Here is a 25,142-nt window from a genome sequence, read left to right on the forward strand (position 1 = left end):
AGGGAGAATCTGACGGAATGACGAACTTTTGTTCGTCATATCTGTCACAGAGAAAAAGAGTTTTGGACCGGGCGATTCATCCCCCACCTCCGCCGGGCTACGCCCCGAGACGCTTAGAGGAGGGAGAATTCTCGCCTGATTTAGTTAAAATGAACGACCATTGGAGGCTTTTTAGTTATGACAAAAATCGCATGGATTACCGACAGTATGGCCAACTTCTCACAAGAAGAGGCATCACGTCTCGGTGTAGATATCGTCCCGATTCAATTGATTGTGGATGGCAACGGCTACAGTGAAACAAATCTCTCGCTTGAAGACTTGCATCGGTATATGATTGACCAAAAGAAAGAAGCGAAGACGTCACAACCGATTTTCGGAGATTTCATCGGCCGCTACGAGCGCTTGAAAGAAGAAGGATATGACTGCGCCATCGCCGTCCACTGCTCAAACGGATTGAGTAGCACGGCGAAAAACTCAAAAGCAGCGGCAGAGGCGGCTGACTTCAAAGTGTATACGATCGACTCGCACGCCGCGCTCGAAGCGCAACAAGAGCTCGTTCGAATCGGAAAAGCTGCTGAACAAGAAGGCAAATCCGTCGAAGAGATTGTCGCTTTGCTCGAGGCATGGCGCGATAAGAAAAACTTCTTCATGATTATCGGAAACATGGAAACGATGCGCCGCGGCGGTCGCGTTTCTTCGGGTGAGCTGTTCCTTGCGAACATCTTGAACATCAAACCGATCATCACGCTCGATGAGACAGGGAAAGTCATCCCGTTCAAAAAAGCACGCTCGTTGAAGAAAGCCTATGCGGAGATGGTCGGTGAACTCGAACGTCGCCACGCGGAGAACGGTGTGAAGGATAACCGGGTGTTCGTCCAGACGGCACTCGCACCGAAGATGCAAGACGACCTTGTCGCGCTCATCGAGTCGAAATTGCCAGGTCTTGAAGTGGTACGGACACGATTCTGTCCATCGATTGCGGTACATGCCGGGTTTGAGACGGTCGGTGTTTTGTGGCTCGACGCTTAATCAATAGGAGGAATGTAAGATGGAAGCAATGACAACCTTGACTGGATTGAATGAACGGATTGCGAGCACGGAACAACTGCTCGTCTACGTGTCACATCCGGGATGCAGTGTCTGTCATGCGCTGAAACCTCAAATCGAAGAGATGCTTCATCAATTCCCTGACATCGAGGCGGTCGCGGTGGATTCGGACGAAGTCCCGGAAGTTGCGGGATCCTTCTCCATTTTCACGGTACCGGTCGTCCTCTTTTTCATCAATGGGAAAGAGATGCTACGCCGGGCGCGATTCGTCCCGATCGGTGAACTGACGCATCAACTCGAACGCATGCAAGAAATGAGACAAGCCTAAAATCAACCCATCATCCGAATTAGAGGATGATGGGTTTTTTTCGTAGGTGAACGGGTAAAGACCCGCAAACACATAAGGAGTGATTCGATGCGAGGCAAACAATACGTGGGAGAATCGATTGATGTGTACTACGACGTGTCGCTCTGCGTACATGCGGCAGAATGTGTCCGTGGGCTACCGGAAGTGTTTGATACGAAACGAAAACCGTGGATTTTACCGGATGGTGCCGAGGCGCCAGATGTCGCGACGGTGATTGAACGTTGTCCGAGCGGTGCCCTCCAATTCGTCCGAAAAGACGGAGGGGATGCGGAGACACCGGATGTACCAACGTCCGTAAAATTGAATGACTGGCAACAAATCGAAGTGAGAGGCGACCTTCACATCAATCAAGGCGATGAGGTCATTTCGACTTACCGAGCGACACTATGTGGATGCGGGCAATCTGGGAAACGTCCGATTTGTGACCATAGTGGTGCGTGTAAAGGATGAGAGGATGATGGGGGATGCACATTCCACTGCATTCTGAATGGCACGATACGAAATTGACCTTACATTTGATTTCACAACTTCTCGGAAAGATTAAGCTCAAACTGGCACCGCCGGAACCGCAATGGGGGCACGTCTCGTTGCCGCTCACGGTGCAAGGTTTCACGACAGGGTTGTTATTTGAAGGAGAGCGGGCGCTACAGATTGATGTGGACCTGTTGACGTCTTGCCTCGTCGTCCATGTCGAGGAGCAGACGGACGCCATTCCGATTGAAGCGGGCAAAACGATTAAGTCTTATCATGATGATTTGTTCGCGCGCCTTCGTGAACACGGGGTACACGTGAACATCAATCCGAAACCACAAGAGATGGCCTTCAAAGGGTTACTCGATACGGATGAGACCCCGCTCGCCTATGACGCGACGTATGCTCGGAAAGGATTGAGACTGTTTCAGCGGGCGGCGCACGAACAACTAACATATTTATCGAAATTGCGATGTCGGAAAATCAAACCGGCTCTCTTTTGGGGAACGTTTGATGTCTCGTCACTTGTCATCTATCCGATTGAACATCCATTTCCGGAAGATAAGATAATCGAACGTGTCGCCTTTGATGAACAGTTGATTGAATTTGGATTTTGGCTCGGAGACGACGTGACGGATCGTCCGAGTTATTTCGTGTTGCCGTATCCGTTTTTGTTCAGACCGTTACCGACGGATACGTTGAAACCGGAAGCGGCTTATTATGATGCGGAGAAGAGCGAATTTTTCTTACCGTTTGATGAAGCGACGAGTGGTCACGTCCAAGACTTTTTGTCCACCTCGTTTGATATCTTGATGCGTGAGATGGACTGGACGACACGTGATCATTTCTTCATCCCCCTAAAACTAGACGAGGAGAGTGCTGAGTGAATGGATATTAAACAAAAAGAAAACACGTTTTATGTAGGAAACGAGGCTGAGCCATCGGCAGAACTGCATTACGTACCGACGGGTCCCGACAAACTCATTGTCGACCATACGTATGTGAGTGACGACCTGAGAGGACAAGGGATCGGGGAGAAGCTCGTCCTCGCCGTCGTCGAATATGCACGGGAGCAAGGGAAGACGATCATCCCGCTCTGTCCGTTCACAAAAAATCAGTTCGACCGTCATGAGGAGTATCACGACGTGTTGGCGACGTGAACCGAGGTGGGCTAAATGGAAGAAAAACGAGCCACGTGGTTAGAACTCTTCTATGACTTGGTTTACGTCGCAGCGATTGCGACAGCGACCCATGTCTTACTTCACACTCACCACGGTGTCATCCCTTTCGAATACGCCTCGAAGTTCGTGCTCATGTTTATCCCGATTTGGTGGGCATGGGTGGGGCAGACGATGTTTATCAATCGATTTTTTGAAGACGCTGTCCACCAGCGTCTCTTTGTCATTGGACAAATGGTATTTGTCCTCATCATGACGGCAAGCCTGAACGTTGATTTTGATGACTATTATTATTCATTTTTGATTGGCTATCTGGGACTACGTGTGATGACGGTCTTGCAATATACGATGGTGAATCGACGCATTCAAGACCCGGCGGCACGTTTTTTAGGGACGTATTTGTGGATCGGGATTGGAGTATCGGCATTATCCCTGTTCTTTGACGGGAGTTTCCGCTATGTCGTGTTGTATCTGGGCATCATCATCGATTTGGTCGTACCCATCATAGGTCGAAAGCGCCTTGCGATGACACCGATTCACTTAGGATACTTGCTCGAACGTTTCGGTCTTTTGACCATCATTGTCTTGGGCGAATCCATCATTAGTATTCTCGCTGTGCTCGAACCACAAGATGGGGACATCCGGTCCATCAGCTTTTCAATTTTGGCATTCATCGTCCTCATCGCCATCTGGTGGCAATACTTTGACAACATCGAAAAGAAAGTAGACAAGGAAGCAGTCGGTACCGGTCAAATCATTCTCTACGGTCATTTGTTCATTTGGATGTCACTCAGTGTACTTGCGAGTATGATGAAACTCATGTATTTAGGTGAATTAAACGAACGGTTCGAAGTGATTGTGACGTTTGGTGCGGTGCTCGTCTACTTTTTGTCGACAACGCTCGTGTTTCATAATCATCGTTTCCCGGAGAGTCGATTGCACTGGGGCTATTTCGTGTTTTTCGTCGCGCTTATTCTTCTGTTCACCGGCATCCATCTGATTGTACTCGTTTCACCTTTAGTCATCATGATCGAACTTGCCATATTCTTTGCCGTCTACGCCAAACTCACGACCACATAAAAATGGAGCGCCACGAGGCGCTCCATTTTCGAGTTATTCTGCTGCTTGCGGGACGAGGTAGATTAATCCGAACGGGTTATGCAACAAGTTGTCGATTGTCGTCCGCTCGTCTTCACCCATCTCGACCGTGAAAGCACGTCCGTCTTCGAATGCGAAATGGTCGCCATCACCGAACATCGCCCCGCCTGAGATGAGGTGGAAGTTGAACGAGTGAATCACATGGATGGCATCTTCGATCTCGAGTGTCATCGGTACGGCCACGTCAGCATGTCCAAACGCTTTCATTCCCCAAGACATATAAGCGTTCTCTTCTTCCGTGATTGCCGTCAATAGCGAGTAGTCAAGCGCAAGGTCTTCTTCTTTAGACTCTTGCCACTCCTCTTTCGAGAAGGAAACACCAGCCGACTCGACCATGACGCCGACCCCACCGGCATTCAAGACAGCGTTTGCGGCACGACGCGCGGCGGCGACGTCTGTCAAATCGTTGACGTCGACAATCAAGTAGACGACATGCGTGTGACGGGCGATTCCTTTTGCGACTTTCGGTGTGAATCCACCAGAACTTGCGTGGATCATGGCCTCGGCAAGAGCCGGGTCACGTTCCACGACTTCTACGGTGAACGCTTTGCCCGTCTCATCTTCGAGCAACAATAAGCCGGCCATCGTGTAGCCTTCACTATGTAAACTGATTTGTTCGTTCACGCTTTCCGCGGAAGACCAGTTCCCGGGAATGGCGAGCATAACTTGTGTACGATTCATGTCAATCATCCTTTTCTGCAAAAATCAGGCCCCTCCTCGGGAGAGGCCTGGTCTATCTCTTATTATGCCCTATTTTGGCATAAATTATTCTTGATATGTCTTCAATACTTCCTGAAGTGGGATTTGATCGATCTTCCGTCGGCTGACGAATGTGCTCAAGAAGAAGAGGAGAACGACCGCACCGAGCGTATAGACGATATAGATCCATTCGAATTCAAGCGGGAGGACGAGCCCATAATCTTCTGCGAATACGACGATGATGACCCGAAGCGTCAACAAGGCGATCGGAATACTCAAGAGGGCCGAGACGAGCGCATAGATGAAGTAGCTGTTTAAAATCATCGAACGAACTTCCCGTTTTTGGTATCCCATGACCTTTAATAACGAAATGACGTAGTAGTTCTTCTCGACCGTCAGCGCCGTCAGGACGAATAGAATGCTGAAGGCGATGAGAGACGCACCACCAATCAAGACATTCATCATGAAGTTCATATATTGATTGATGGACTCGGATTGTTCAATCAACCCTTGACGGGACAGGATGGTCGGATAGTCTGAGTCGTTCGGACGCTCCGTCGCATAAATGCCATTGAACAACTCGTCTGTCGCGCCGTCGGTAAGCAGTTCACTTAGCGTCGCCCGAGGCAAATAGGCGAAGTCTCCAGAGAATTCATCGGCAATCCCGACAATCGGATAGGTCAGCGTCTCTTCGTTCAGTTCGACATCGATGTCCTGACCGACTTCAAGTCCGAGTTTGAGGGCGAGTGACGAGGAGACGATTAATCCGTCGGGTTCAAGTGTCAATGTGTCACCATCTTCGTTACGTAGCGGGAACAAGGTATTGTCAATCTCTAAACCTTTCAACGTAATCAATTTCTCTTCGACAAATGCGAACGGGTAAGTGAGGAACGGCTCTTGTCCGTCTTCGATTGGCGGTGAACCGTCCGTATAGGCTTCGTATTCATACACTGCTTCATTCAAACCACCCACGGTCATTCGATCGACAGCCCCGTTCATCATGAGGGCGAAGACGATGAGGATGGTCGAGAACAAGATGCCGAGGAAGAAAATGAGGAAGCTTCCCGTGCTCTTGACCGCATACAAGTATTTGAACTTCGTCTTGCCGCTCGCACGTTTCAATAGTCGACTGACGAGCCGACTCAGGCGATTCAAGGAAACGTTGTCCCGAGGCGATAGGAGGGCGAGGGCGCTTTCTCCCATGATCTTGTAGATGACGGCTCCTGCGACGAGTGCAAAGAAAAGCAGTGGCGCAAATACGGCCGTCAAAAAGACGAGCGGACTCTGAGCGATAGTGATGGACGGTAAGAGATAAAAATCGAGATACAGTTCTTTCAACGGGTCTGCGAAATAAAGACCAAGGAAATAGCCGATGATCAGCATGAAGAAAGCGAAGATTAAGATGAGGACGAGATAAGGTGCTGCGATTTGTCGACGACTGTACCCAATCGCCTTCAACAGTCCGATTTGACCGCGTTCCGCCTCGAGCATATTCGAGATCAGGATGGCGACGATGATAACGGCGATGGAGACGATAAAGAGGCTGAGCCCGAGCGCCATCGCTTTCCCAGATGAGATTTCACTGTAAATCGCACCGCTACGGATAATATTTTCCGTCTCCATGACAGACACGACAAACGGTAGGTCGAGATCGGTCATGACGGTCTGGTCCGTCACACCGGAGAGGCGGAACGATTCTTGTCCGACGGTCGATTCGAACGATTCGTCTGTCATGAGTAAGAGCGTTTGGGAGCCGGGATCTAGATTGAAAAAATTGTCGTCGAAGAGGGGGAGTGTATAGTCCGGGAAGAGGACGAACCCGCTGACGGTGAACGGTCTGCCAAGGTCGATCGTGTCCCCGATTTCAATTCCATTCTCTTCAGCATACTTTTTGTTCAGGGCGACCTCGTCGTTCGTGCTCGGTCTTGCTCCCGCCTCTACATAGGAACGGTTGATTGAATCGGATTCTTTTAGCAAGAGACCGCGATGTTCCGCGTCACCGAGTGTGTACGTGATTGCTTTTAAGTCACGAAGTTCAATCGTCGCTTCTGGCATCTCTTGTTCGACCGCATCGATGCGTGACGCAATCAAACGATTAAAGACTTCCTCGTCTGCCTGCTTGATGTCGGCTAGTGTGAACGTTCCGGATTCAGCGAGTGCGGCAACATCGGGGTCACGTAATTCTTCTTCCGTCACCCGGTTCAGCATCTCAACGGCGAAGTCTTCCTGGTTCGATTCTTCCAAGTATTCTTCGGTTGGAACTTCGATTCCACTAATTCCATAGAACATCATCGTGTACGTGAGTGAACTCATGACGATGATGATGGCGATGGCGAGCAGTTGCATCCATTTCTTACTGAGCGTCTTCCACACATTTTTGTACAGCATGTCGCCACCTCCTTATCCCCAACGAATGTCACGTGCCGCGACGCGGGTGTCGTGATGGGTCACTTCGACGATTCGACCGGAGTTCATCTTGATGACATCGTCCGCCATGTCACTGATTCCGTTATTGTGCGTGATGACGACGATCGTTTTCTGATACGTCTCGTTCAGTCGCTCCAACAGCTCGAGCACCTTCTTCGAATTCTCCTCGTCGAGCGAGCCCGTCGGTTCGTCACAGAAGACGATTGCTGGATTTTTAGCGAGACTTCGGGCGACAGAGACCCGTTGCTGTTCGCCCCCAGATAGTTGATAAGGATATTTATCACGCGCTGCCGCGAGCCCGACTTGGTCGAGCAATTCATCGATGGGAAGCGGGTCTTTCGTCAAATCGGACCCGATTTGTACGTTTTCATAGACGGTCAAGTTTTGAAGGAGATTGTATTGTTGAAAAATGAATCCGAGGTGGTCGCGCCGAAACGCCGTCATCTGTTCGGGGGACAAGTCGGTGAGCACCGTGTCTCCGAATGTAATTTTGCCGCTCGTCACGGTATCGAGTCCGCTGATGACGTTGAGTAGCGTACTTTTCCCGCTTCCGCTCGGTCCGAGGATGACGACGAACGCGCCGTCACGAATGCTTAGATTAATCTCTTTCAACGCGGCCGTTTCCACGTCACCGGTCTTATAGATTTTATTGACGTTCTCGAGCTGAATCATCTCTCGTTCGCCTCCTTTGTTCGTTATGTATCATGTACCCTTTTCGAAGTCAGATTGGACAAGTTGCACATAGGATGTTTTGAAAAAATAGTGAAACCGCTTCACCTATGATAAAATAATATAACCAGGTACTAAAAACTTTTTTAAGGGAGAACTTTTTATGAAGATTGCATACATCACGGACAGCACAATCGTCCTTCCAGATGCTTTAGTGAATCACCCAGACATTCATATCGTCCCGCTCTATGTCGTCAAAGGGGAGCAACCGTATAAAGATGGGATTGAAGTCGATGCCACGACCGTCTATGAATGGATTGATGCCGGGGAGCGCGTTTCAACGAGCCAGCCAGCCATCGGAGATTTTGTCACACTGTATGAGAAGTTGAAGGAAGAGTACGACATGGGAATCGCGATTCATTTGTCGTCTGACTTGAGTGGAACGTACTCGGCGTCTGTACAAGGTGCTGAGATCGCAGAATTTAAGTTACTCGCCATTGATTCACGAGCGGGAATCTATACGATGGGGCTCATGCTAGAAGAGTTGATTGAACGAGTCGAACGAGGCGATGCGCTTGAAGACGTGGAAGCCTACATGAAGGAACGCGTTGAAGACGTACGGATTGAGCTGACCCTGCAAAATTTGACACAGATGCAAAAAGGCGGACGCATCTCAAAATCGAAAGCGTTAATCGGGAACATGCTTCAATTGAAACCGGTGCTCCGATTCGAGGAAGGGTTGATTGTCCCCTATCAGACGGTCCGCACGTATAAGAAAGCACAGGCTCACTTGTTCGAAGTGTTGCGTGCAGCGATCGAGTCTGGTGAGTGTAAAAACGTCTCGATTTTCCACGGCAACGTTCCTGAACTCGCACAAGAGTGGAAAGAGCGACTCGGTGACAAGATTCCGATTCGGGTCGACACACTCGCACCGCTCCTCGGGGCGCATACGGGATCTGGGTCGATTGGAATCTCGTATTTGAAAGCGAAATAAGACGTGAAGGCGGTTCTCGTGAGAGAATCGCCTTTTGTATGCTTCAATGTTGTTTTTGCTTTCGTAAAAATAGAAATGTGATTGTCAGCGAATAAATAAGTAGGAACGTGATTAGAAACATGGAAAGGTCCATCGTTATAGCTTCCTTTCATTGACTGTTGCCGACATTCATGCTTACAAAACTTCTTATTGGGAATTTTTTCAATATTTCATTGTCTCAACTTTCAAACAATTGCTGGAATGTTTTTGCATTACGGGTCATACTAGAAAAAATGAACGAGAAAAGGGGAGAAGACGATGCGATTTCGGAAGTATCTAGTTCGGAGCTGGCTCGCCTGGGCAATCGTCTTCACAGGTGTGACGTACTTGACCTTACACCACCTGGAATCGTTCGACTGGCCGTTGTTTTGGTTTATCTATACGCTAGGCGCTTTATTCGTCATGAACCCGCTCAAGCGTAGACATCTCCATTTTACGTTCCATGAGATGTTCGTCTTTATCACGTTCTTCCTCTACGGACTTGCCCCGGCCCTTCTGATGGGTCAACTCCTCTTGTTCACCTTTCAAGCGAGGACGTTCAATCGTCGGGTCGGGCGGCGGCGTTTCTTACATTTCTATCCGCTGAATACGGTGATCGAGTGCCTCCTCGTCTTGTTGCCGGGACTGGCCTATATCGGGCTCGGTGGACGCATCGGGGAGCCTGTTCATTTGATGCAAGAGGGAGTAGCGATGTTGGCGTTCTTAGGAACACTTTTCCTCGTCCTGACGATGAGTTTTGCCTTGTCTTACTTCATGGTCGGGGAGCGGATCCCGTTCCCGATCATGTGGCGATTGATCCGATTCGATTGGCTTGTCGTGTCACTCGAGTTGTTGTTCACGATGATCGCCATCGAATCGTATCTTGTCTTTGGGTACGTCGGGCTCATCGTCACGTTCTTCGTGCTATCTGTCTTAAAAATGACGATGTCAAAAGCAACGGAGACAGAAGAGACGAAAACAAAAGTCGATCAGGTCGAGCGATTGAAAGAACAGCTATACCGTGTCGATAGCGAGCAACTGTTGATTGAAAAGTTTTGGAACGGACTGCGTGATATCGTGGAAGTCGAACGTGGATGGCTGCAGGTTAACCGAAAAGGGGAGCGAACGTTTTACGACATGACAGGACGCATCATCCCGAGTGTGCCGGACGCCTATACAATCGAGCGTTATCATGACGAAGATGAGCCATGTTTCGTCTATGACTCGTTACATGAATGGCATCCCGAGCTACAGCAACAGCAACAAGAGCTGCATCATGCGGCGCTCGTCATCCAGCCCGTTTGGGGAGCAGCGACGGCCGTCAGCTGTATGGTATCGACGACAGCCAACGGCGCGTATGAAACACCGATTGCCATCGAAGTGAACCGGCTCCTTAAAACATTGTCGTGGTCGATCGAGCGAATTGATGAGCGGGATCGCCTGCAGCATGAAAGTTTGACAGACCCGTTGACGGGTCTACATAATCAGCGGGCGTTACGTAGTTGGACGAAAGAACGATTGAATGACGTGGCTTCTTATCCACTCTCGCTCTTCCTAGTTGACTTGGATCATTTCAAGTCGATTAACGATACGTATGGACATGCGTTCGGGGATGAGGTATTGATTGAGGCAGGACAGTTGTTCACGCGCAGCGTTCGGGCGACGGATTTGGTGACGCGGTATGGTGGGGAAGAATTTGTATTCGTGTTCCCCCGAATGGATGAGGCGGCAGCCCAACTGGTCGGTGAAAAGATACGGGAAGCGTTGAGACGCCATGATTTTGGTACGGAAGGGACGCGCATCGCGGTGACGGCGAGTATTGGAATCGAGACGATTTATGAATATGAAGACCTTGACACGGTACTTCGGCATGCGGACCGAGCCATGTATGTCGGGGCCAAGTTCAATGGTCGTGACCGGGTCGCCCACTATCAAGAACTGTCCACAGAAGTCAAATGAAAGGAGGATCCACCATATGGCGGAACCTCCTTTTGTATGAAAAGATTATGAGTTCGAATTATAAAGTTCCGATTCCACCGCATGAACTGCGGCTGACCAAGAGCCGTAGCGATGTAGGATCGCTTTTGTCGAAGGCTTGTTGTTGCGTTTCGCCCATTCCCGATATGCTTCGAATGAGAGGGAGAAGCCCATTTCCTGAATGGCTTCACGTAGCGCGTTGGATAATTCTGTTTTCGAATAGGTCACACTCGCCTCAAGTCCTGCCTCGGCACAGGCATCATGCCACGAACCGAACGTCTTGACGATATGATAATGGCTCGGTGCCTTCGGATGGAGCTTTCGCCATTGCTGATACTTCTTCAAGGTGATGATCGAGCCCATGTCTCGCGAATAAAGTGCAAGCGTCTCGATGATGTCCTCGCGTGTGTACTTCGGCATTTTGTCTGGCAATTCGACAGTTGCTTCTCCATGCCATTCATAGCCTGCGATGGCAAGTGCCTCAGCCCATGACCCGAACTGTCTGATGATGGATTCAGGAGATGGCCAATTCTGTTCCATGGCAAAGCGACGGTAGACAGAGCGGCGTGGACGTTCCTTCAACAAGTCCCCGAGAAGGCGGATGCAATGGATCATCCTCTGTTGTTCGGTGGACAGGTGATGGGATTTAGTGGTTAGCGTTTGACTCAATGATGGTTCCTCCTTCCATGGACTTAATTCTGAACCGACAAAGATGAAAAAAATGCTCCTACAATCATACTATCGGATGGTTTTTCGGATTTATTAACGTGATTTTGAAAATTATTAAACAATTCCTAAGAATTGGATAGGTCTAAAGTCACAGAAAAACATTTCAAAAAATGGTAACATTTCTATTACAAATTAAATCGAATTTCGAGATAAATGTAAACAAAAAGTTTTAATCAACCAAAAATGTCATATTTTTATAAAAAAGTACCCAACTGGAGAAATGGGGTCATCGCCTTCGCTCCAGATGAGTACCCTTCTATAATAAATTTAATTTTCAGACTAATCAATCGAATATTGAAATTACATCAAAAAATTTTTAACAGCTGGTCAACGAAAGTCCAATTCTGCTAAAATAGGCGCATTGAGTGAAAAACAGAAAAGAGGATTACCATTATGACAGTTTGGTTATTTTATACGTTGCTCGGATTGATCCAAGGATTTACGGAGCCGATTCCGATTTCATCGAGTGGGCATCTTGTTATCTTCCAAGAATTATTTAACATCGACTTGCCGGGATTGTCATTTGAAGTTTTCGTAAATTTTGCATCGCTCCTTGCAGTCTTGACGGTCTATCGTAAAGATGTCATCCGCCTCATCGTCAGCTTATGGACGTTCCTATTCAAAAAAGATCGGTCAGATGAGACGATGGTCGATGTGAAGTTTATTGGATTGCTGCTCGTCGCAACGGTTCCAGCCGGCGTGCTCGGTGTCATTTTTGGTGATTGGATTGGAGAAGTACTCGGTGGCGTCGCGACGGTCGGCTACACGCTCATCATCACAGGTCTCGCGCTTTGGTTCATTCGAAACATGCGCGGGAATAAAGGAGATGGCGGAATCACGTTACGTGACGCTGTATTGATTGGACTCGCCCAAGCGGTGGCGCTCATCCCAGGGATTAGTCGCTCTGGAGCAACCATCGTCATGGCGATGTTACTCGGAATCAAGCAAGAATCAGCACTTCGTTTTTCGTTCTTCTTGTTCATTCCAATCAGTCTCGGGACGATGATTTTGGACGGACCAGCGTTATTTACGAACCCAGAAACGCGTGACTTGTTTGGTCCGCTCATCCTTGCGTTCATCGCTTCTTATGTGTTGACTGCGATTTCGTTGAAGTGGTTCCAGCACATCATGGCAAAAGGCGAATTAAAGTATTTCTCATACTATTGCTGGATTGTCGGGCTTCTTGTCGTCCTCTTTCTCGCATAATCGAGGCGCTACTCTCACGGGTAGCGCTTTTTGTTTTGCGAAATAAAAACAATTGGGATACAGTAAATCTGTACAAACAAATATTCCTTCGGGGTCGGGTGAAATTCCCAACCGGCGGTGATGGGCCATGCCCTAAGTCCGTGACCCGGGCGCACGTGTGCGAACGGTGGATCTAGTGAGACTCTAGAGCCGACAGTATAGTCTGGATGGGAGAAGGAACAAAAAACAGGTCCGTGTGACCTGTGCTTCGTCGTACGCTTTTCTGTAAAGAAAACGTTTATTTGGCTTGTCCAAAAACGACGAAACCCTCCCACCAAGACCCTAAGGACCGTTCCTTAGGGTCTTTTGTTTGTACGGAAAAAAGGAGGGAGAACGATGAAACAGTACATGCAACAAGCCATCCAATTGGCGAGATCTGCCGACGGACAGACGGGTGTAAACCCGCTTGTCGGCGCCGTTCTCGTCAAAGACGGTCGCATCGTCGGGCTAGGTGTCCATCTCAAGGCGGGCGAACCGCATGCCGAGGTTCACGCCATCAAGATGGCAGGTGCGGCAGCGTACGGGGCGACACTGTACGTCACGCTTGAGCCGTGCTCGCATCATGGGAAGACACCACCGTGTGCCGACTTGATTGTTGAATCCGGAGTCAAACGAGTTGTCATCGCCATGAAAGACCCGAACCCACTCGTTGCTGGAAAAGGAATCATGCGTCTGAAGTCGGCTGGCATCGAGGTGGAAGTCGGTTTACTTGAAGAGGAGGCGCGGGCACTAAATCCAGCGTTCTTACGAGCGCTTGAGACGAAACGACCGTACGTCATCTTAAAGACGGCGACGAGTCTCGACGGAAAAGTTTCCTTGGATTCCGGTGAGAGTCAATGGGTGACGAGTCCGGAAGCCCGTCGTGACGTCCATGAACTGCGTGCCAAAACCGATGCGATTTTAACGGGGATCGGAACGGTGCTTGCGGATGACCCTGCACTGACCATTCGATTAGACCGTGAGACACGTCAACCGAAGCGAGTCGTCCTCGACCGTGACCTTCGCTTGCCACTCGCGAGCGCGCTTGCCCGAACGGCTGAAGACGTCCCGGTGCTCCTGTTCACTTCGTCAGACGACAGAGAGAAACGGGAACAGGCACGTGCCATGGGAATCGAGTTATTCGATTATACGTCGCTCGGAAACGTGCTCGAGACACTTTACGCGAACGGGGTTGGACGCTTATTGATCGAGGCGGGACCGACACTTGTCACGTCCCTTCTTGATGGAGGGTACGTGGATGAATGGGTCGCCTATCAATCACCGCGCGTGTTCGGTGGAAAAAATGGTGTCTACCGTTCACAGCAGGAAGGCTCGCTGGATGCGATTTCTCGTTTTGAGATTCATCATGTCGAGACGATCGGACCTGATTTGAAAGTCGTCCTTCGAAAGGGGGCGCTCTGATGTTTACAGGAATCGTAGAAGAAATCGGTTCGGTCAAATCGGTGAAGCGAAACGGTCCGTCCTTACGACTCGTCCTATCGGGAGCAAAGGTGCTCGATGACGTAAAAATCGGCGACAGCATTTCGGTAAATGGGATTTGTTTGACGGTCACAACGTTTGATGCGTCAACATTCGCCGTTGATGTGATGCCAGAGACACTGAAAGCATCCAGTCTAGATGGCGTGAAGCCAGGAACGCGCGTCAATCTCGAACGAGCGATGCCGGCGAACGGACGATTCGGCGGACATTTCGTGTCCGGACATGTTGACGGCGTCGGACGCATCACCAAGAAGCGTCCACTCGCAAATGCCGTATATGTCGACATTCAATGCGACCCTTCGCTTCTCCCATACATCGTGCCGAAAGGCTCGATTTCGGTGGACGGAACGAGTCTGACCGTATTCGATGTATCCGAACGTGGGTTTACGTTGTCGTTGATCCCGCACACGTATAGTGAGACCGTTCTCGGGTCGAAACACGTCGGCGACCCCGTCAATTTGGAATGTGACTTGTTGGCAAAATATATGGAAAAACTAGTCGGACAGTCGAAGATGACACTCGAATCTTTGGCGTCACAAGGTTATGGAAAGGCGGGATGGTAATGTTTGATTCGATTGAACGGGCCATTGAGGAATTAAGACGCGGACGTCCCATCATCGTCGTCGATGACGAGAATCGTGAGAATGAAGGTGATTTTGTTGTGCTCGGTGATAAGATGACACCCGAGACGATGAACTTTTTAATCACAGAAGGGAAAGGACTTGTTTGTGCGGCCGTCGCCGAAGAAGTAGCGGTGCGCCTTGAACTTGCACCAATGGTGACCAATAGCACGGACCCACATGGTACGGCGTTCACGGTTAGTATCGATCATATCGATTCGACGACAGGCATATCGGCGAGCGAGCGCTCTCACACCGTTCGTGAATTAGCGAACCCGTCATCACGTCCTTCTGACTTTCAACGACCGGGACATCTCTTCCCGCTCATCGCCAAAAAAGGAGGAGTCTCGGTGCGTCGTGGTCACACAGAAGCATCCGTCGATTTGGCACGCCTTGCTAGTAGTGAGCCGGTAGCCGTCATCTGTGAAATCATTCGAGAAGACGGGGAGATGGCCCGCGTCCCGGACTTGGTCGAAGTCGCAAAACGTCACGAATTGGCGTTCATCACAATCGAAGCATTGGTCCAGTACATGGAGACGAGTCTTGTCACGCGCGAAGCGGACGTGTCACTCCCTTCATCGAAAGGGACGTTTCGAATGATCGGATATGAGAACCGATTCGACCGACAAGAGCATGTGGCCCTCGTGACCGAGACGCTTACAGACGTCCCACTCGTTCGGATTCATTCGGAATGTTTGACGGGAGACGTCTTCGGGTCGTTCCGATGTGACTGTGGTCCGCAACTTGATGTGGCTATCGAGAGAATCGAACAGGAGTCGGGCATTGTCCTTTATATGCGTCAGGAAGGGCGAGGAATCGGACTCGTGAATAAACTGAAAGCCTATGCCTTACAAGAGGAAGGGTTGGATACGGTCGAGGCGAACGAGGCACTCGGATTCCATCCCGACATGCGTGACTATCGTGTCAGTGCAGCGATGCTCCGCGACCTCGGGGTGAGCCGTGTCCGACTCATGACGAACAACCCTGAAAAAGTCGATGCCTTGGAATCGTGTGGCATCACCGTTGTTGAACGTGTCCCGCTTCACGTCGGCGCGCACGAAGCGAATGAATCATATCGTATGACGAAACAACTCAAAATGAACCATATCGGAGGATGAATGAGATGACATATACATTTGAAGGTAATTTAGTTGGAGAAGGCTTAAAGATTGGAATCGTCGTCGGTCGATTCAACGACTTGATTACAATGCGTCTTCTAGACGGTGCGAAAGATGCATTGAAGCGTCATGGCGTGAAAGAAGAGGACGTGTCGCTCGCTTTCGTCCCGGGTGCCTTTGAGCTCCCACTCGTTGCGAAAAAAATGGCGATGAGTCAAAAATATGATGCGGTCATCACACTAGGGGCCGTCATCCGTGGCGCGACGCCGCACTTTGATTACGTGTGTAACGAAGCGGCGAAAGGAATCGCACAAGCGAGCTATCAATCGGAGGTCCCGGTCATCTTTGGCGTATTGACGACGGAGACGATCGAGCAGGCGATTGAACGGGCTGGTACGAAAGCAGGGAATAAAGGCTGGGAAGCAGCAACATCAGCCATTGAAATGGCGAACTTGTTAAAGCAAGTGTGAGGAAGAACCGGGTGCATCGTCGCCCGGTTTTTCAATTGGGATAAGCAGGGTAAAAAGACTGAAAATTGGGTAAAATAAACTCATGGAACGATTGCATATATTCCAGAGAAAAGGGAGGTTTGGCACATGGCAACTTCGCATGAATCATTGACGTTACAGTTACAACAACAAGAGCGACTCCATCACCTGCTTTCGTCACTCCTCAATCGTTTTTTAACAACAGAGATTGCGGATTTCAAAAAGCGGGTTGACCAGTCGCTAGCCGAACTCGGACATTATTTCGCGGTCGACCGCGTCTATGTCTTCGATTACGATTTCACGAACCAGGTCTGTCACAACACGTTCGAGTGGTGCGCCGAGGGCATCACCGCCGAGATGGACAATCTTCAAGACGTGCCAATCGACGTGTTGCCTGAATGGGTCAACACTCACGTGGCAGGCGAGACGATGTACATTCCACGCGTGGCAGATTTACCAGAAACTAGTGTCGTCCGCGGCATTCTCGAACCGCAGTCGATTCAAAGCTTGCTGGCGGTCCCGATGATGCAAGGCAAGACGTGCCAAGGGTTCGTCGGATTTGATTCCGTCGTCTCGGAGCGAACGTACACGGAATACGAGCAACAGGCACTGCAAGATTTCAGTAATGCCCTTCTCGGTGCGGTCGAACGGCACCGAATCGAGGCGGGACGGGAAGAAGCACAGCGTATCCTCGCAGAGCGGGAAAAAGAAATGATCGATTATCAAGAGGGGCTCGTCCGGACGTTGTTACGACTGTCCGCACTACGTAACAATGAGACGGGGAACCATATCGAGCGGGTACAAGATTTGTCGACGCTCTTTGCGACGATTTTATATGACCATCATCACCCGGACGTGTCGCCACTCTTCATCGAAGGGATTCGACTTGCGGCACCGCTTCATGACATCGGGAAGATTTCTGTACCAGATTCGATCTTATTGAAGGCGAATAAGTTATCCGACCAAGAATGGGTCTTCATGAAAGATCATGTGCGCGTCGGGGGTGAAGTGTTGAAGGATCTCCAGATACAGTTCCCTCAAAACTACTTTATCCAAATGGCCTATCAGATCGCGCTCTATCATCATGAGCGTTGGGACGGGACAGGATATATCAAAGGGTTGAAGGGAGAGGAAATTCCACTCGCGGCCCGAATCGTCACCATCATCGACGTCTATGACGCGTTACGGACGGTTCGCCCGTATAAACCTGCTTTCTCTCATGACGATACGATTGTCGCGATGAAAGATATGAACGGGGCGTTCGATCCGACGCTATTTGACCTGTTCTTGCTCCATCAAGAAGAGATCGCCATCATGTTCGATCAAACATTTCAAGCACACTAAACAAAGAGACGCTCCCGAGGGAACGTCTCTTTTGGATTAGAACGTTTCAGATGTTGTTTTCGCTTGCATGTGGAGTTGGATGTAGTCCGGTCCACCTGCTTTTGAATCCGTACCTGACATGTTGAATCCACCGAACGGCTGATAGCCAACGATTGCGCCTGTGCATCCACGGTTGAAGTAAAGGTTCCCAACGTGGAAGTTTTGACGAGCGTATTCTTGATTCATACGGTCACGTGTGAGTACCGCACCTGTCAAGCCGTATTCTGTGTTGTTCGCGATGTCAATCGCTTCTTTGAAGTCTTTCGCTTTTGTGAAAGCGACGACTGGTCCGAAAATCTCTTCTTGCATGAGACGTGCTTTCGGGTCGACGTCTGCGACGACCGTCGGCTCGATGAAGTAGCCTGTTGAATCATCCGCGTTTCCACCTGCGACGATGCGTCCTTCTTCTTTTGCCACATCGAAGTACGATGTGATTTTCTTGAAGGCTGCTGCGTCGATAACAGGTCCCATGAAGTGTTCGTTCTTCTCTGTGTTGCCGACAGAGAGTTCGTTCGTGAGTTCGACGACGCGGTCAAGTACCGTGTCATACACACTGTCGACGATGACGGCACGTGAACAAGCCGAACATTTCTGACCTGAGAAACCGAATGCCGATTTGACGATCGATTGTGCTGCGAGTTCGAGATCCGCTGACTCGTCAACGACGATTGTATCTTTTCCGCCCATCTCTGCGATGACGCGTTTGAGCCAGATTTGACCTTCGTTCAACTTAGAAGCTCGTTCGTTGATGCGGAGTCCCACATCACGCGATCCTGTGAAGCTGATGAAACGAGTTTTCGGATGGTCGACGAGGTAGTCTCCAACTTCTGCACCAGGTCCTGGGATGAAGTTGAGGACACCTTTTGGAAGACCTGCCTCTTCCATCACTTCGACGAATTTCGCAGCAACGATTGGTGTCGTTGAAGCTGGCTTCAAGAGAATCGTGTTACCGGCTACGATTGCCGCAACAGCTGTACCGGCCATGATTGCGAACGGGAAGTTCCATGGGCTGATGACGATCCCGACCCCGAGTGGGATGTAGTCATAACGGTTGTATTCGCCCGGACGGCTCTCGACTTTCTTACCAGGTTTGAGTTCGAGCATCTGACGTGCGTAGTATTCCATGAAGTCGATCGCTTCTGCTGTATCCGCATCTGCTTCGTTCCATGGCTTACCTGCTTCTTTGACGAGATAAGCTGAGAACTCGTGTTTACGTTTACGGACGATGTTCGCTGCTTTGAACAAGACGTCTGCGCGGACGGCTGGATCGACGTGGCGCCATGAGTCAAATGCTGTGAGTGCTTCTTGCATCGCACGTTCTGCGAGCTCTTGGTTCGCTTTTGAGACGCGACCGATCACTTCTTCTTTGTTAGCTGGGTTATAAGACGTGATTTTCCCTTCCGTTGTAACCTTCTCCCCACCGATTACGAGCGGATAGTCTTTCCCGAGCTCACCGTTCACTTTCTCGATTGCCGCCTGAATCGCATCGGCATTCTCTTTTTGTGTAAAGTCTGTGAATGGTTCATGTTTGTATGGAATCATTCTCGTTCCCCCTTAAAGTGATGTTGAGCGTTAAAGCGCTTACGTCTGTATTGTATCGAAATTATCGTAGAAATCCTAGTGAAACAATTTTCCAGAAACACAAGGCATTGGAGCGAAAAATCGAGACATGGTAGGATGGGGGAGAACACGGCTTTTGAAAGGACGAACAACATGAAAAAATGGTTCATTCCGCTCCTCCTCGTCTTCACGCTTGGCGCATGTGGGAACGATGAAGAGACGGTTGTAGAAGAAACGAAACGCGCATTGCCTGACGCCGTCACGGAAGTGTATGCGGATTATCAAACCGCGCTCGAATCGGGCGATGCAGAGGCGCTCGCAGCCATCGACTATGCGGGTCGATTGACTGACATTCCGGCGACCGGTGCCGTCACGCGTCAGCTCGCTCCGGGGGACATCTATGAGAGTTGGGTCAACGAGGACGAAGACGTTGCGTTTCTCGTCCATGAAATGGTCGACCAAGACGGCAATCCGCTCCCGAACCGACTCAGTAAAGTCGCTGTGAAAGAAGGTGACGATTGGTCGCTCGTCATCACGCCGACTGCGTTACCAGAGGACGTCATCGCCGAAGTCGGAGAGCTCCTCATCGGGATACAGGCAAACGAATATGGGGTCAACGCAGAAGCGAACGCGCGTCTTGCAGAGGTTCCAGAAGATGAGGCAGGACCGATCTATGACCGAGTCAACGCCCAGACCGACTATACGGCACTCGAGGCGGACAATAACGTTTTTCTCTTGATGGCAGAGACGTTGACGGTCGAAGAGAACCAAGTCATCATGGCCGATTACTTTAAAGCGTATGAGACGTGGTACACCGACAATGAAGAGACGCTTCGAAAAGCGGCCGCCACTGAAGATCCAATCGAGTATATCGAAGTACTCGATCCATTAAAGACAAAATTAGAGGAAGCGATCGATGGCTTCGACGAACAACTCGTCGACCCGTCGTTCGGTTAAGGAGGAAAAACAGATGCTCGCACCTACATTTTCATTACCAAACCAAAATGGAGAAATGGTCTCGCTGAAAGATTATTTAGGCAAGAAAGTCGTTTTGTATTTTTATCCTCGTGACTCGACACCGGGTTGCACGACGGAAGCGTGTGATTTCCGTGATGCGATGCCGAAGATGGAAGGCGCGGTCGTCATCGGAATTTCAGCGGACAGTCAGAAGAAGCACCAGAACTTTATCGCGAAGAATGAGTTGCCGTTCGACTTGCTCGTCGACGAGGATCATGAAGTGTCTGAATTGTACGGCGTTTGGCAGCTGAAGAAGAATTACGGGAAAGAGTACTACGGCATCGTCCGTTCGACGTTCCTGATCAATGAGGACGGCTACATTCAAGAAGAGTGGCGTAGCGTCAAAGTGAAGGGACACGTTGAAGAGGTCGTGTCTGCCATTCGTTCGTAAAATGAGCAAAAGCGGTATCAGACTGTAGACAACATAGGTCTACAGTCTTTTTTGACCAAGTACAGGCACGGCTCGCTTTCCTAGGGGCAAGCAGTGAGCCGCATCGCGACTTTCGGTCGCTGCTGGGTCTCCCTTTGCTTGCTATTCCCTCAGGAGTCTCGCCTACCTGTACTTGGTCATTGCTCTAAAGCCGCCACGAGCGGTTTTTTCTTTCGCGATGAATCGATTTCTCGTTGAGGTACAATCTATCGATCAACGATTCGTATGGATTGTGAAATCGCTGCTTCTGGATTGCGAGATATATTACAATCATATTTCGAAATAAATTTAAAGAAGCTCTTAAGAACAGGGTTTAGGGAAAATATTACAATTATATAACGAATTGAAAACGCTTTCTTTCGGTGGTGTACCTTGACTCGATTGTGAATGTTCTGAAAAATATAGGGAGAGCGCTCAAATCAAGAACGTAGGAGGAGAGCAACACAGTGAATCAAATTGAAAGTTGGCTGTCGAGTTTATCAAATCTCGTATGGGGGCCACATTTATTAATCTTACTCGTCGGGACAGGAATCTTCCTGACCGTCCGTCTCGGCTTTATTCAAGTGACGAGGCTTGGTGTCGGCTTGAAAGAGGCCTTTATTCCAAAGAATGAAAAACCGAAGAAGAAACAACGAGGGGACATCTCGCATTTCCAAGCATTGATGACGGCCTTGGCGGCCACGGTTGGTACCGGAAACATGGTCGGTGTCGCGACGGCGATCGTCCTCGGGGGACCGGGCGCAGTCGTTTGGATGTGGTTATCCGGTTTTGTCGGAATGGCGACGAAATATGCAGAGGCCATCCTGGCAGTCAAATATCGCGTTGTCGATGAACGAGGCGAAATTGCCGGTGGACCGATGTATTACTTAGAACACGGGCTAAAGAAAAAATGGCTCGGCATGTTGTTTGCCTTATTCGCATCGGTCGCAGCCTTTGGGATTGGGAACGGGGTACAGACGAACTCGATCAGTCTCGCTTTGAACAATTCGTTCAACGTCCCAATGGTTGTGACAGGGATCGTCATGATGGCGGTCACGGCATTCGTCATCTTAGGTGGTGTCAAATCGATCGGGAAAGTCGTCGGAATCTTTGTTCCGTTCATGATCCTTGCTTATGTCGGAAGCGGGCTCGTGATTCTCATCATGAACCTTGAATTGGTACCGGGTGCCTTATCGACGATGTTCTCGAGCACATTTAGTGCCGAAGCCATCGGTGGGGGTGCGTTAGGTGCCGCGATTCGCTACGGGGTCGCACGCGGTGTGTTCTCTAACGAGGCAGGACTTGGATCTGCACCGATTGCGGCCGCGGCAGCGAAAACCGACTTCCCGGGACGACAAGCACTCGTCTCGATGACACAGGTGTTGATTGATACGCTCATCGTCTGTTCGATTACCGGACTCACGATTGTCATGGGTGGTCAATATACGGAAGGGCTCGAAGGGATTGCCTTGACGCAAGCGTCATTCGCCTATTTCCTAGGACCGATTGGTGAAATCATCGTGACGGTCTCACTCGTCTTCTTCGCCTATTCGACCGTCCTTGGCTGGTGTTATTACGGGGAACGTTCCGCGTACTATTTACTCGGGGAAAAAGTGATCGTCCCGTATCGTGTCCTCTATATCTTAGTCGCAGGACTCGGTGCGATGACGACGAACTTGAATTTGATTTGGTCCATCTCGGATGTGTTCAACGGTCTCATGGCGATTCCGAACTTGATTGGACTCTTGTTCCTATCAGGTGTCGTCGTCGCCGAGACGAAGCGATTCGAACTCGAACGAAAAAAAGAAGCGGTTCAGTCTGCTGCTTGATGAGAAAACCCGCCGAACAACACGTGTCGGCGGGTTTTTGTCATACCTTGAATTGTCGAATCAACGAATCGAGTTCTTCCATCTTTTGTTGCGACTGCTCTGTCGCATGGTTCAGTTCGGCGAAGCGTTCCACGGACATCGTCACTTTTTCAGCAATCTCCTGAGTCCCGAGCGCTCCATTGTTGACGGTCGTCGCGACGTCTTGAATGACACCGATCATGTTCGACGTCAATAGTTCAAGCTCACCCGCAGCAGCGGCAAACTCGGTCGCCGTCGTCTCGAAGCGACCAGCGTCTTCGCTATATTGTCCGGCAGCTTCTTCGAGTTGGTCGTAGTCTTTCAACACGTTCGTATCGAGGAAGTGTAGCATCTGTCCTGAGCTCTCATTCAAATGGTCGACCGAATGAAGGACGGTCGTCGAGATGGCTTGGATGCGTTCGACGGTCGCCCGGCTCGTCTCGGCGAGCTTTCGAATCTCGTCAGCGACAACGGCGAAGCCACGACCAGCTTCACCGGCACGTGCTGCTTCGATGGAAGCGTTGAGTGACAACAGGTTCGTTTGGGCCGCGATGTCGAGTATATCATTCGTGAGGGTTGCAATCTCACGGACGGCTTTGGCATCTTGCATCGCTTTCTCCAAATTCGTACGCGTTGATTGAAGAACGCTAATGGCGTTCTCTTTCGCTTCCACCGCATGTGACTTCAGAGAGAGGGCGCGTTCATCGATCTGTTTGGCTTCGACTTTTCGTTCATCCGCCAGCGTCACGATATGATGAATCGTCCGTTCCATATCCGACGCAGACGCATTCATTTCTTGCGCGCTCGCCGCCGTCTGTTGCATGCCGGCGGTCAAGTCTTCGGTCGTTGCCGCAGTCGTCGTCATATACGTATCGAGTTCTTTCAATTCGTCATACATATGGGTTGATTGTTTCGTCACGCCTGTTGTCACATCGTTCACTTGCAAAATCAACTGACGTAAGTTGGCGATGAACTGATTGAAGTCGCGGGCAAGTCCGGCGAACTCGTCACGGCGCTTCACGGGAATCGACGTCGTCAAATCCCCTTCGCTCGTCGCGAGTTCGTGCATCTTCGTCTTGAACTCTTTGAGTGGCTCAAAGATGGAGCGGAAGATGAAGAGCATCATGAGGATTGTCATGACAGCAGCAACTCCAAGCACGATGAAGAGCGTTAGACGGACTTGTTCGAACAATTCTGCGGCAGCGGTTGTATCCGTCTGGATCTCTTCACGGTTCAAGTTGACGAGAAGACCGAGAGAGTTCGAAAGTGTATCGGCACTTGCGGTTGCCGTGTCGCGAATGTATGCTTCGGCCGCTTCTGTTCCTTCCTCATTGGAAATACGAATCAGTTCATTCATGACCGTCTGGAAGTTACTCCAGTTCGCACTTGCCTGATCAAAGAGTTTTTGGTCTTCCTCCATGATGATCGTCGCTTCATACCCGTCCATTCGCTGTTCTAAAATCGCGACGGACGCTTGAATTTCCCGTTCGATGTTTTGTTTCGTCGTCGCTTCATCCACGAGGGCATGGCGAATCAAATGACGACGAATTTCAAGTAATTGCTTATCGACCTGATGGATTTGGTCTATCCCCGGTACCCAGGAGATGGTCATGTCATGCTGCGCTTCTTTTTCCAAGTTCAACGCGTAAAGTGAATAACCACTTACACCAAGAAGTAAGACAAACATGATGCTGAAGGCGGTGATCAGTTTATTTCGGATCGACATATGATTCCTCCTTAACGAATCGTTTCTATACATAAGCATAATCAGAATCAGTCGCCGACCGTATAGCTGATTTCGAAAGCAGGTCAATATCCGCATGGGATTCCCCTAGTTTCTAAAAAAAGAGACAATTCGGGAAGAGATAGATTTCCTTTTTTGTCTTATGAAAAAGTGGTATGATAATGAACGATGTATTGAAAACTGTTGGAGGTGGGAATTTTGGCTCGTATTACAGAAGCTGAAGTTCGGCACGTCGCCGGACTTGCCCGACTTGCGATCACAGATGAAGAAGTGACGCACTTCACGGAGCAATTGACAAAAATTCTCGAGTTCGCCGAGCAACTCGATGAGCTGGATACAACGGGCGTCGAACCGACGACCCATGCCCTAGATTTGAAAAACGTACTACGCAAAGACGAGGTTCGTCCATCGCTTCCACGTGAGGAAGTCGAACGGATGGCACCTGACTGGGAGAACGGTCAAGTCTGTGTCCCTGCGGTCTTTGAGTAAGGAGGCCTT

Annotated in this window: 24 protein-coding genes and 1 riboswitch; of the genes, 18 read left to right on the plus strand and 6 right to left on the minus strand. The window is 49.9% G+C overall.

Features of this window, described 5'->3' with window-relative positions:
- Window positions 1-177 precede the first annotated feature (177 nt).
- The 6 genes from KNO99_RS04665 (at window position 178) to KNO99_RS04690 (ending at window position 4,143) form a co-directional block, all read left to right on the plus strand.
- A complete protein-coding gene (locus tag KNO99_RS04665; RefSeq protein WP_214745697.1) occupies window positions 178-1,029 on the plus strand; it encodes a DegV family protein in 852 nt (283 codons plus the stop codon).
- 19 nt (window positions 1,030-1,048) lie between these two features.
- Window positions 1,049-1,375 carry a thioredoxin family protein gene (locus KNO99_RS04670; RefSeq protein ID WP_074036441.1) on the plus strand — a complete coding sequence of 109 codons (327 nt, stop codon included), beginning with the start codon at window positions 1,049-1,051 and terminating at the stop codon, window positions 1,373-1,375.
- Between the two features lie 87 nt (window positions 1,376-1,462).
- Window positions 1,463-1,864 (plus strand): (4Fe-4S)-binding protein, encoded by a 402-nt coding sequence (locus KNO99_RS04675; RefSeq protein ID WP_214745700.1) that lies wholly within the window; start codon window positions 1,463-1,465, stop codon window positions 1,862-1,864.
- A 14-nt stretch (window positions 1,865-1,878) separates the two neighbouring features.
- On the plus strand, window positions 1,879-2,772 hold the full coding sequence (locus KNO99_RS04680) for a DUF5996 family protein (protein ID WP_214745703.1): 894 nt from the start codon (window positions 1,879-1,881) through the stop codon (window positions 2,770-2,772).
- On the plus strand, window positions 2,773-3,045 hold the full coding sequence (locus KNO99_RS04685; RefSeq protein ID WP_214745706.1) for a GNAT family N-acetyltransferase: 273 nt from the start codon (window positions 2,773-2,775) through the stop codon (window positions 3,043-3,045). It begins immediately after the preceding gene.
- A gap of 15 nt (window positions 3,046-3,060) precedes the next feature.
- Entirely contained in the window at window positions 3,061-4,143 is a 1,083-nt protein-coding gene (locus KNO99_RS04690) for a low temperature requirement protein A (protein ID WP_214745709.1), read from the plus strand.
- A gap of 33 nt (window positions 4,144-4,176) precedes the next feature.
- Here KNO99_RS04690 and KNO99_RS04695 read toward each other — a convergent pair whose 3' ends face one another.
- From KNO99_RS04695 to KNO99_RS04705, 3 genes are all read right to left on the minus strand, one after another.
- A complete protein-coding gene (locus KNO99_RS04695; RefSeq protein ID WP_214745712.1) occupies window positions 4,177-4,902 on the minus strand; it encodes a DUF4261 domain-containing protein in 726 nt (241 codons plus the stop codon).
- 84 nt (window positions 4,903-4,986) lie between these two features.
- Entirely contained in the window at window positions 4,987-7,308 is a 2,322-nt protein-coding gene (locus KNO99_RS04700; protein ID WP_214745714.1) for an ABC transporter permease, read from the minus strand.
- 12 nt (window positions 7,309-7,320) lie between these two features.
- A complete protein-coding gene (locus KNO99_RS04705) occupies window positions 7,321-8,019 on the minus strand; it encodes an ABC transporter ATP-binding protein (protein ID WP_214693849.1) in 699 nt (232 codons plus the stop codon).
- Window positions 8,020-8,179: 160 nt separating this feature from the next.
- Here KNO99_RS04705 and KNO99_RS04710 point away from each other — a divergent pair, with 160 nt between their 5' ends.
- Window positions 8,180-9,010, plus strand: a complete 831-nt coding sequence (locus KNO99_RS04710; RefSeq protein ID WP_214745716.1) for a DegV family protein — start codon at window positions 8,180-8,182, stop codon at window positions 9,008-9,010.
- Between the two features lie 297 nt (window positions 9,011-9,307).
- Window positions 9,308-10,987, plus strand: a complete 1,680-nt coding sequence (locus KNO99_RS04715) for a sensor domain-containing diguanylate cyclase (RefSeq protein WP_214745719.1) — start codon at window positions 9,308-9,310, stop codon at window positions 10,985-10,987.
- 45 nt (window positions 10,988-11,032) lie between these two features.
- Here the strand turns inward: KNO99_RS04715 and KNO99_RS04720 are convergent, their stop codons facing one another.
- Entirely contained in the window at window positions 11,033-11,674 is a 642-nt protein-coding gene (locus KNO99_RS04720) for a homing endonuclease associated repeat-containing protein (RefSeq protein ID WP_214745722.1), read from the minus strand.
- A 453-nt stretch (window positions 11,675-12,127) separates the two neighbouring features.
- Between KNO99_RS04720 and KNO99_RS04725 the strand changes: the two genes are divergently transcribed.
- The 6 genes from KNO99_RS04725 (at window position 12,128) to KNO99_RS04750 (ending at window position 18,028) form a co-directional block, all read left to right on the plus strand.
- A complete protein-coding gene (locus KNO99_RS04725; protein ID WP_214745724.1) occupies window positions 12,128-12,940 on the plus strand; it encodes an undecaprenyl-diphosphate phosphatase in 813 nt (270 codons plus the stop codon).
- An 80-nt stretch (window positions 12,941-13,020) separates the two neighbouring features.
- Window positions 13,021-13,162: riboswitch (FMN riboswitch) on the plus strand.
- Window positions 13,163-13,315: 153 nt separating this feature from the next.
- Entirely contained in the window at window positions 13,316-14,380 is a 1,065-nt protein-coding gene (ribD, locus tag KNO99_RS04730) for a bifunctional diaminohydroxyphosphoribosylaminopyrimidine deaminase/5-amino-6-(5-phosphoribosylamino)uracil reductase RibD (RefSeq protein ID WP_214745727.1), read from the plus strand.
- Window positions 14,380-15,021, plus strand: a complete 642-nt coding sequence (gene ribE / locus KNO99_RS04735; protein ID WP_214745730.1) for a riboflavin synthase — start codon at window positions 14,380-14,382, stop codon at window positions 15,019-15,021. Before ribD ends, ribE begins: the two co-directional genes overlap by 1 nt.
- The gene (ribA, locus tag KNO99_RS04740; RefSeq protein WP_214745733.1) at window positions 15,021-16,196 is read left to right on the plus strand and encodes a GTP cyclohydrolase II; all 1,176 of its coding nucleotides are present in this window, start codon (window positions 15,021-15,023) and stop codon (window positions 16,194-16,196) included. Before ribE ends, ribA begins: the two co-directional genes overlap by 1 nt.
- Window positions 16,197-16,201: 5 nt before the next feature.
- Window positions 16,202-16,666 (plus strand): 6,7-dimethyl-8-ribityllumazine synthase, encoded by a 465-nt coding sequence (gene ribH / locus KNO99_RS04745; RefSeq protein WP_214745735.1) that lies wholly within the window; start codon window positions 16,202-16,204, stop codon window positions 16,664-16,666.
- A gap of 126 nt (window positions 16,667-16,792) precedes the next feature.
- Complete coding sequence (locus tag KNO99_RS04750; protein WP_214745738.1) at window positions 16,793-18,028, plus strand: GAF and HD-GYP domain-containing protein; 1,236 nt, start codon at window positions 16,793-16,795, stop codon at window positions 18,026-18,028.
- Between the two features lie 36 nt (window positions 18,029-18,064).
- Here the strand turns inward: KNO99_RS04750 and pruA are convergent, their stop codons facing one another.
- Complete coding sequence (gene pruA / locus KNO99_RS04755) at window positions 18,065-19,609, minus strand: L-glutamate gamma-semialdehyde dehydrogenase (RefSeq protein ID WP_074036480.1); 1,545 nt, start codon at window positions 19,607-19,609, stop codon at window positions 18,065-18,067.
- Between the two features lie 171 nt (window positions 19,610-19,780).
- Here pruA and KNO99_RS04760 point away from each other — a divergent pair, with 171 nt between their 5' ends.
- The 3 genes from KNO99_RS04760 (at window position 19,781) to KNO99_RS04770 (ending at window position 22,882) form a co-directional block, all read left to right on the plus strand.
- Window positions 19,781-20,584, plus strand: a complete 804-nt coding sequence (locus KNO99_RS04760) for a hypothetical protein (protein ID WP_214745741.1) — start codon at window positions 19,781-19,783, stop codon at window positions 20,582-20,584.
- Between the two features lie 13 nt (window positions 20,585-20,597).
- Window positions 20,598-21,035, plus strand: coding sequence for a thioredoxin-dependent thiol peroxidase (gene bcp, locus KNO99_RS04765; protein ID WP_214745744.1), 438 nt, complete (start codon window positions 20,598-20,600; stop codon window positions 21,033-21,035).
- 485 nt (window positions 21,036-21,520) lie between these two features.
- A complete protein-coding gene (locus KNO99_RS04770) occupies window positions 21,521-22,882 on the plus strand; it encodes an alanine/glycine:cation symporter family protein (protein ID WP_214745746.1) in 1,362 nt (453 codons plus the stop codon).
- A gap of 40 nt (window positions 22,883-22,922) precedes the next feature.
- Here KNO99_RS04770 and KNO99_RS04775 read toward each other — a convergent pair whose 3' ends face one another.
- Window positions 22,923-24,626, minus strand: coding sequence for a methyl-accepting chemotaxis protein (locus KNO99_RS04775; RefSeq protein ID WP_214745749.1), 1,704 nt, complete (start codon window positions 24,624-24,626; stop codon window positions 22,923-22,925).
- Window positions 24,627-24,842: 216 nt separating this feature from the next.
- Between KNO99_RS04775 and gatC the strand changes: the two genes are divergently transcribed.
- The gene (gene gatC, locus KNO99_RS04780; protein WP_214745752.1) at window positions 24,843-25,133 is read left to right on the plus strand and encodes an Asp-tRNA(Asn)/Glu-tRNA(Gln) amidotransferase subunit GatC; all 291 of its coding nucleotides are present in this window, start codon (window positions 24,843-24,845) and stop codon (window positions 25,131-25,133) included.
- Window positions 25,134-25,142 lie beyond the last annotated feature (9 nt).

The organism is Exiguobacterium sp. s189, assembly GCF_018617615.1.
Classification (GTDB): Bacteria; Bacillota; Bacilli; order Exiguobacteriales; family Exiguobacteriaceae; genus Exiguobacterium; species Exiguobacterium aestuarii_A.

Coding starts and splice junctions, on each gene's coding strand:
- KNO99_RS04665 (WP_214745697.1), top strand. CDS start 178: ATGACAAAAATCGCATGGATTACCGACAGTATGGCCAACTTCTCACAA.
- KNO99_RS04670 (WP_074036441.1), top strand. CDS start 1,049: ATGGAAGCAATGACAACCTTGACTGGATTGAATGAACGGATTGCGAGC.
- KNO99_RS04675 (WP_214745700.1), top strand. CDS start 1,463: ATGCGAGGCAAACAATACGTGGGAGAATCGATTGATGTGTACTACGAC.
- KNO99_RS04680 (WP_214745703.1), top strand. CDS start 1,879: ATGCACATTCCACTGCATTCTGAATGGCACGATACGAAATTGACCTTA.
- KNO99_RS04685 (WP_214745706.1), top strand. CDS start 2,773: ATGGATATTAAACAAAAAGAAAACACGTTTTATGTAGGAAACGAGGCT.
- KNO99_RS04690 (WP_214745709.1), top strand. CDS start 3,061: ATGGAAGAAAAACGAGCCACGTGGTTAGAACTCTTCTATGACTTGGTT.
- KNO99_RS04695 (WP_214745712.1), bottom strand. CDS start 4,902: ATGAATCGTACACAAGTTATGCTCGCCATTCCCGGGAACTGGTCTTCC.
- KNO99_RS04700 (WP_214745714.1), bottom strand. CDS start 7,308: ATGCTGTACAAAAATGTGTGGAAGACGCTCAGTAAGAAATGGATGCAA.
- KNO99_RS04705 (WP_214693849.1), bottom strand. CDS start 8,019: ATGATTCAGCTCGAGAACGTCAATAAAATCTATAAGACCGGTGACGTG.
- KNO99_RS04710 (WP_214745716.1), top strand. CDS start 8,180: ATGAAGATTGCATACATCACGGACAGCACAATCGTCCTTCCAGATGCT.
- KNO99_RS04715 (WP_214745719.1), top strand. CDS start 9,308: ATGCGATTTCGGAAGTATCTAGTTCGGAGCTGGCTCGCCTGGGCAATC.
- KNO99_RS04725 (WP_214745724.1), top strand. CDS start 12,128: ATGACAGTTTGGTTATTTTATACGTTGCTCGGATTGATCCAAGGATTT.
- ribD (WP_214745727.1), top strand. CDS start 13,316: ATGAAACAGTACATGCAACAAGCCATCCAATTGGCGAGATCTGCCGAC.
- ribE (WP_214745730.1), top strand. CDS start 14,380: ATGTTTACAGGAATCGTAGAAGAAATCGGTTCGGTCAAATCGGTGAAG.
- ribA (WP_214745733.1), top strand. CDS start 15,021: ATGTTTGATTCGATTGAACGGGCCATTGAGGAATTAAGACGCGGACGT.
- ribH (WP_214745735.1), top strand. CDS start 16,202: ATGACATATACATTTGAAGGTAATTTAGTTGGAGAAGGCTTAAAGATT.
- KNO99_RS04750 (WP_214745738.1), top strand. CDS start 16,793: ATGGCAACTTCGCATGAATCATTGACGTTACAGTTACAACAACAAGAG.
- pruA (WP_074036480.1), bottom strand. CDS start 19,609: ATGATTCCATACAAACATGAACCATTCACAGACTTTACACAAAAAGAG.
- KNO99_RS04760 (WP_214745741.1), top strand. CDS start 19,781: ATGAAAAAATGGTTCATTCCGCTCCTCCTCGTCTTCACGCTTGGCGCA.
- bcp (WP_214745744.1), top strand. CDS start 20,598: ATGCTCGCACCTACATTTTCATTACCAAACCAAAATGGAGAAATGGTC.
- KNO99_RS04775 (WP_214745749.1), bottom strand. CDS start 24,626: ATGTCGATCCGAAATAAACTGATCACCGCCTTCAGCATCATGTTTGTC.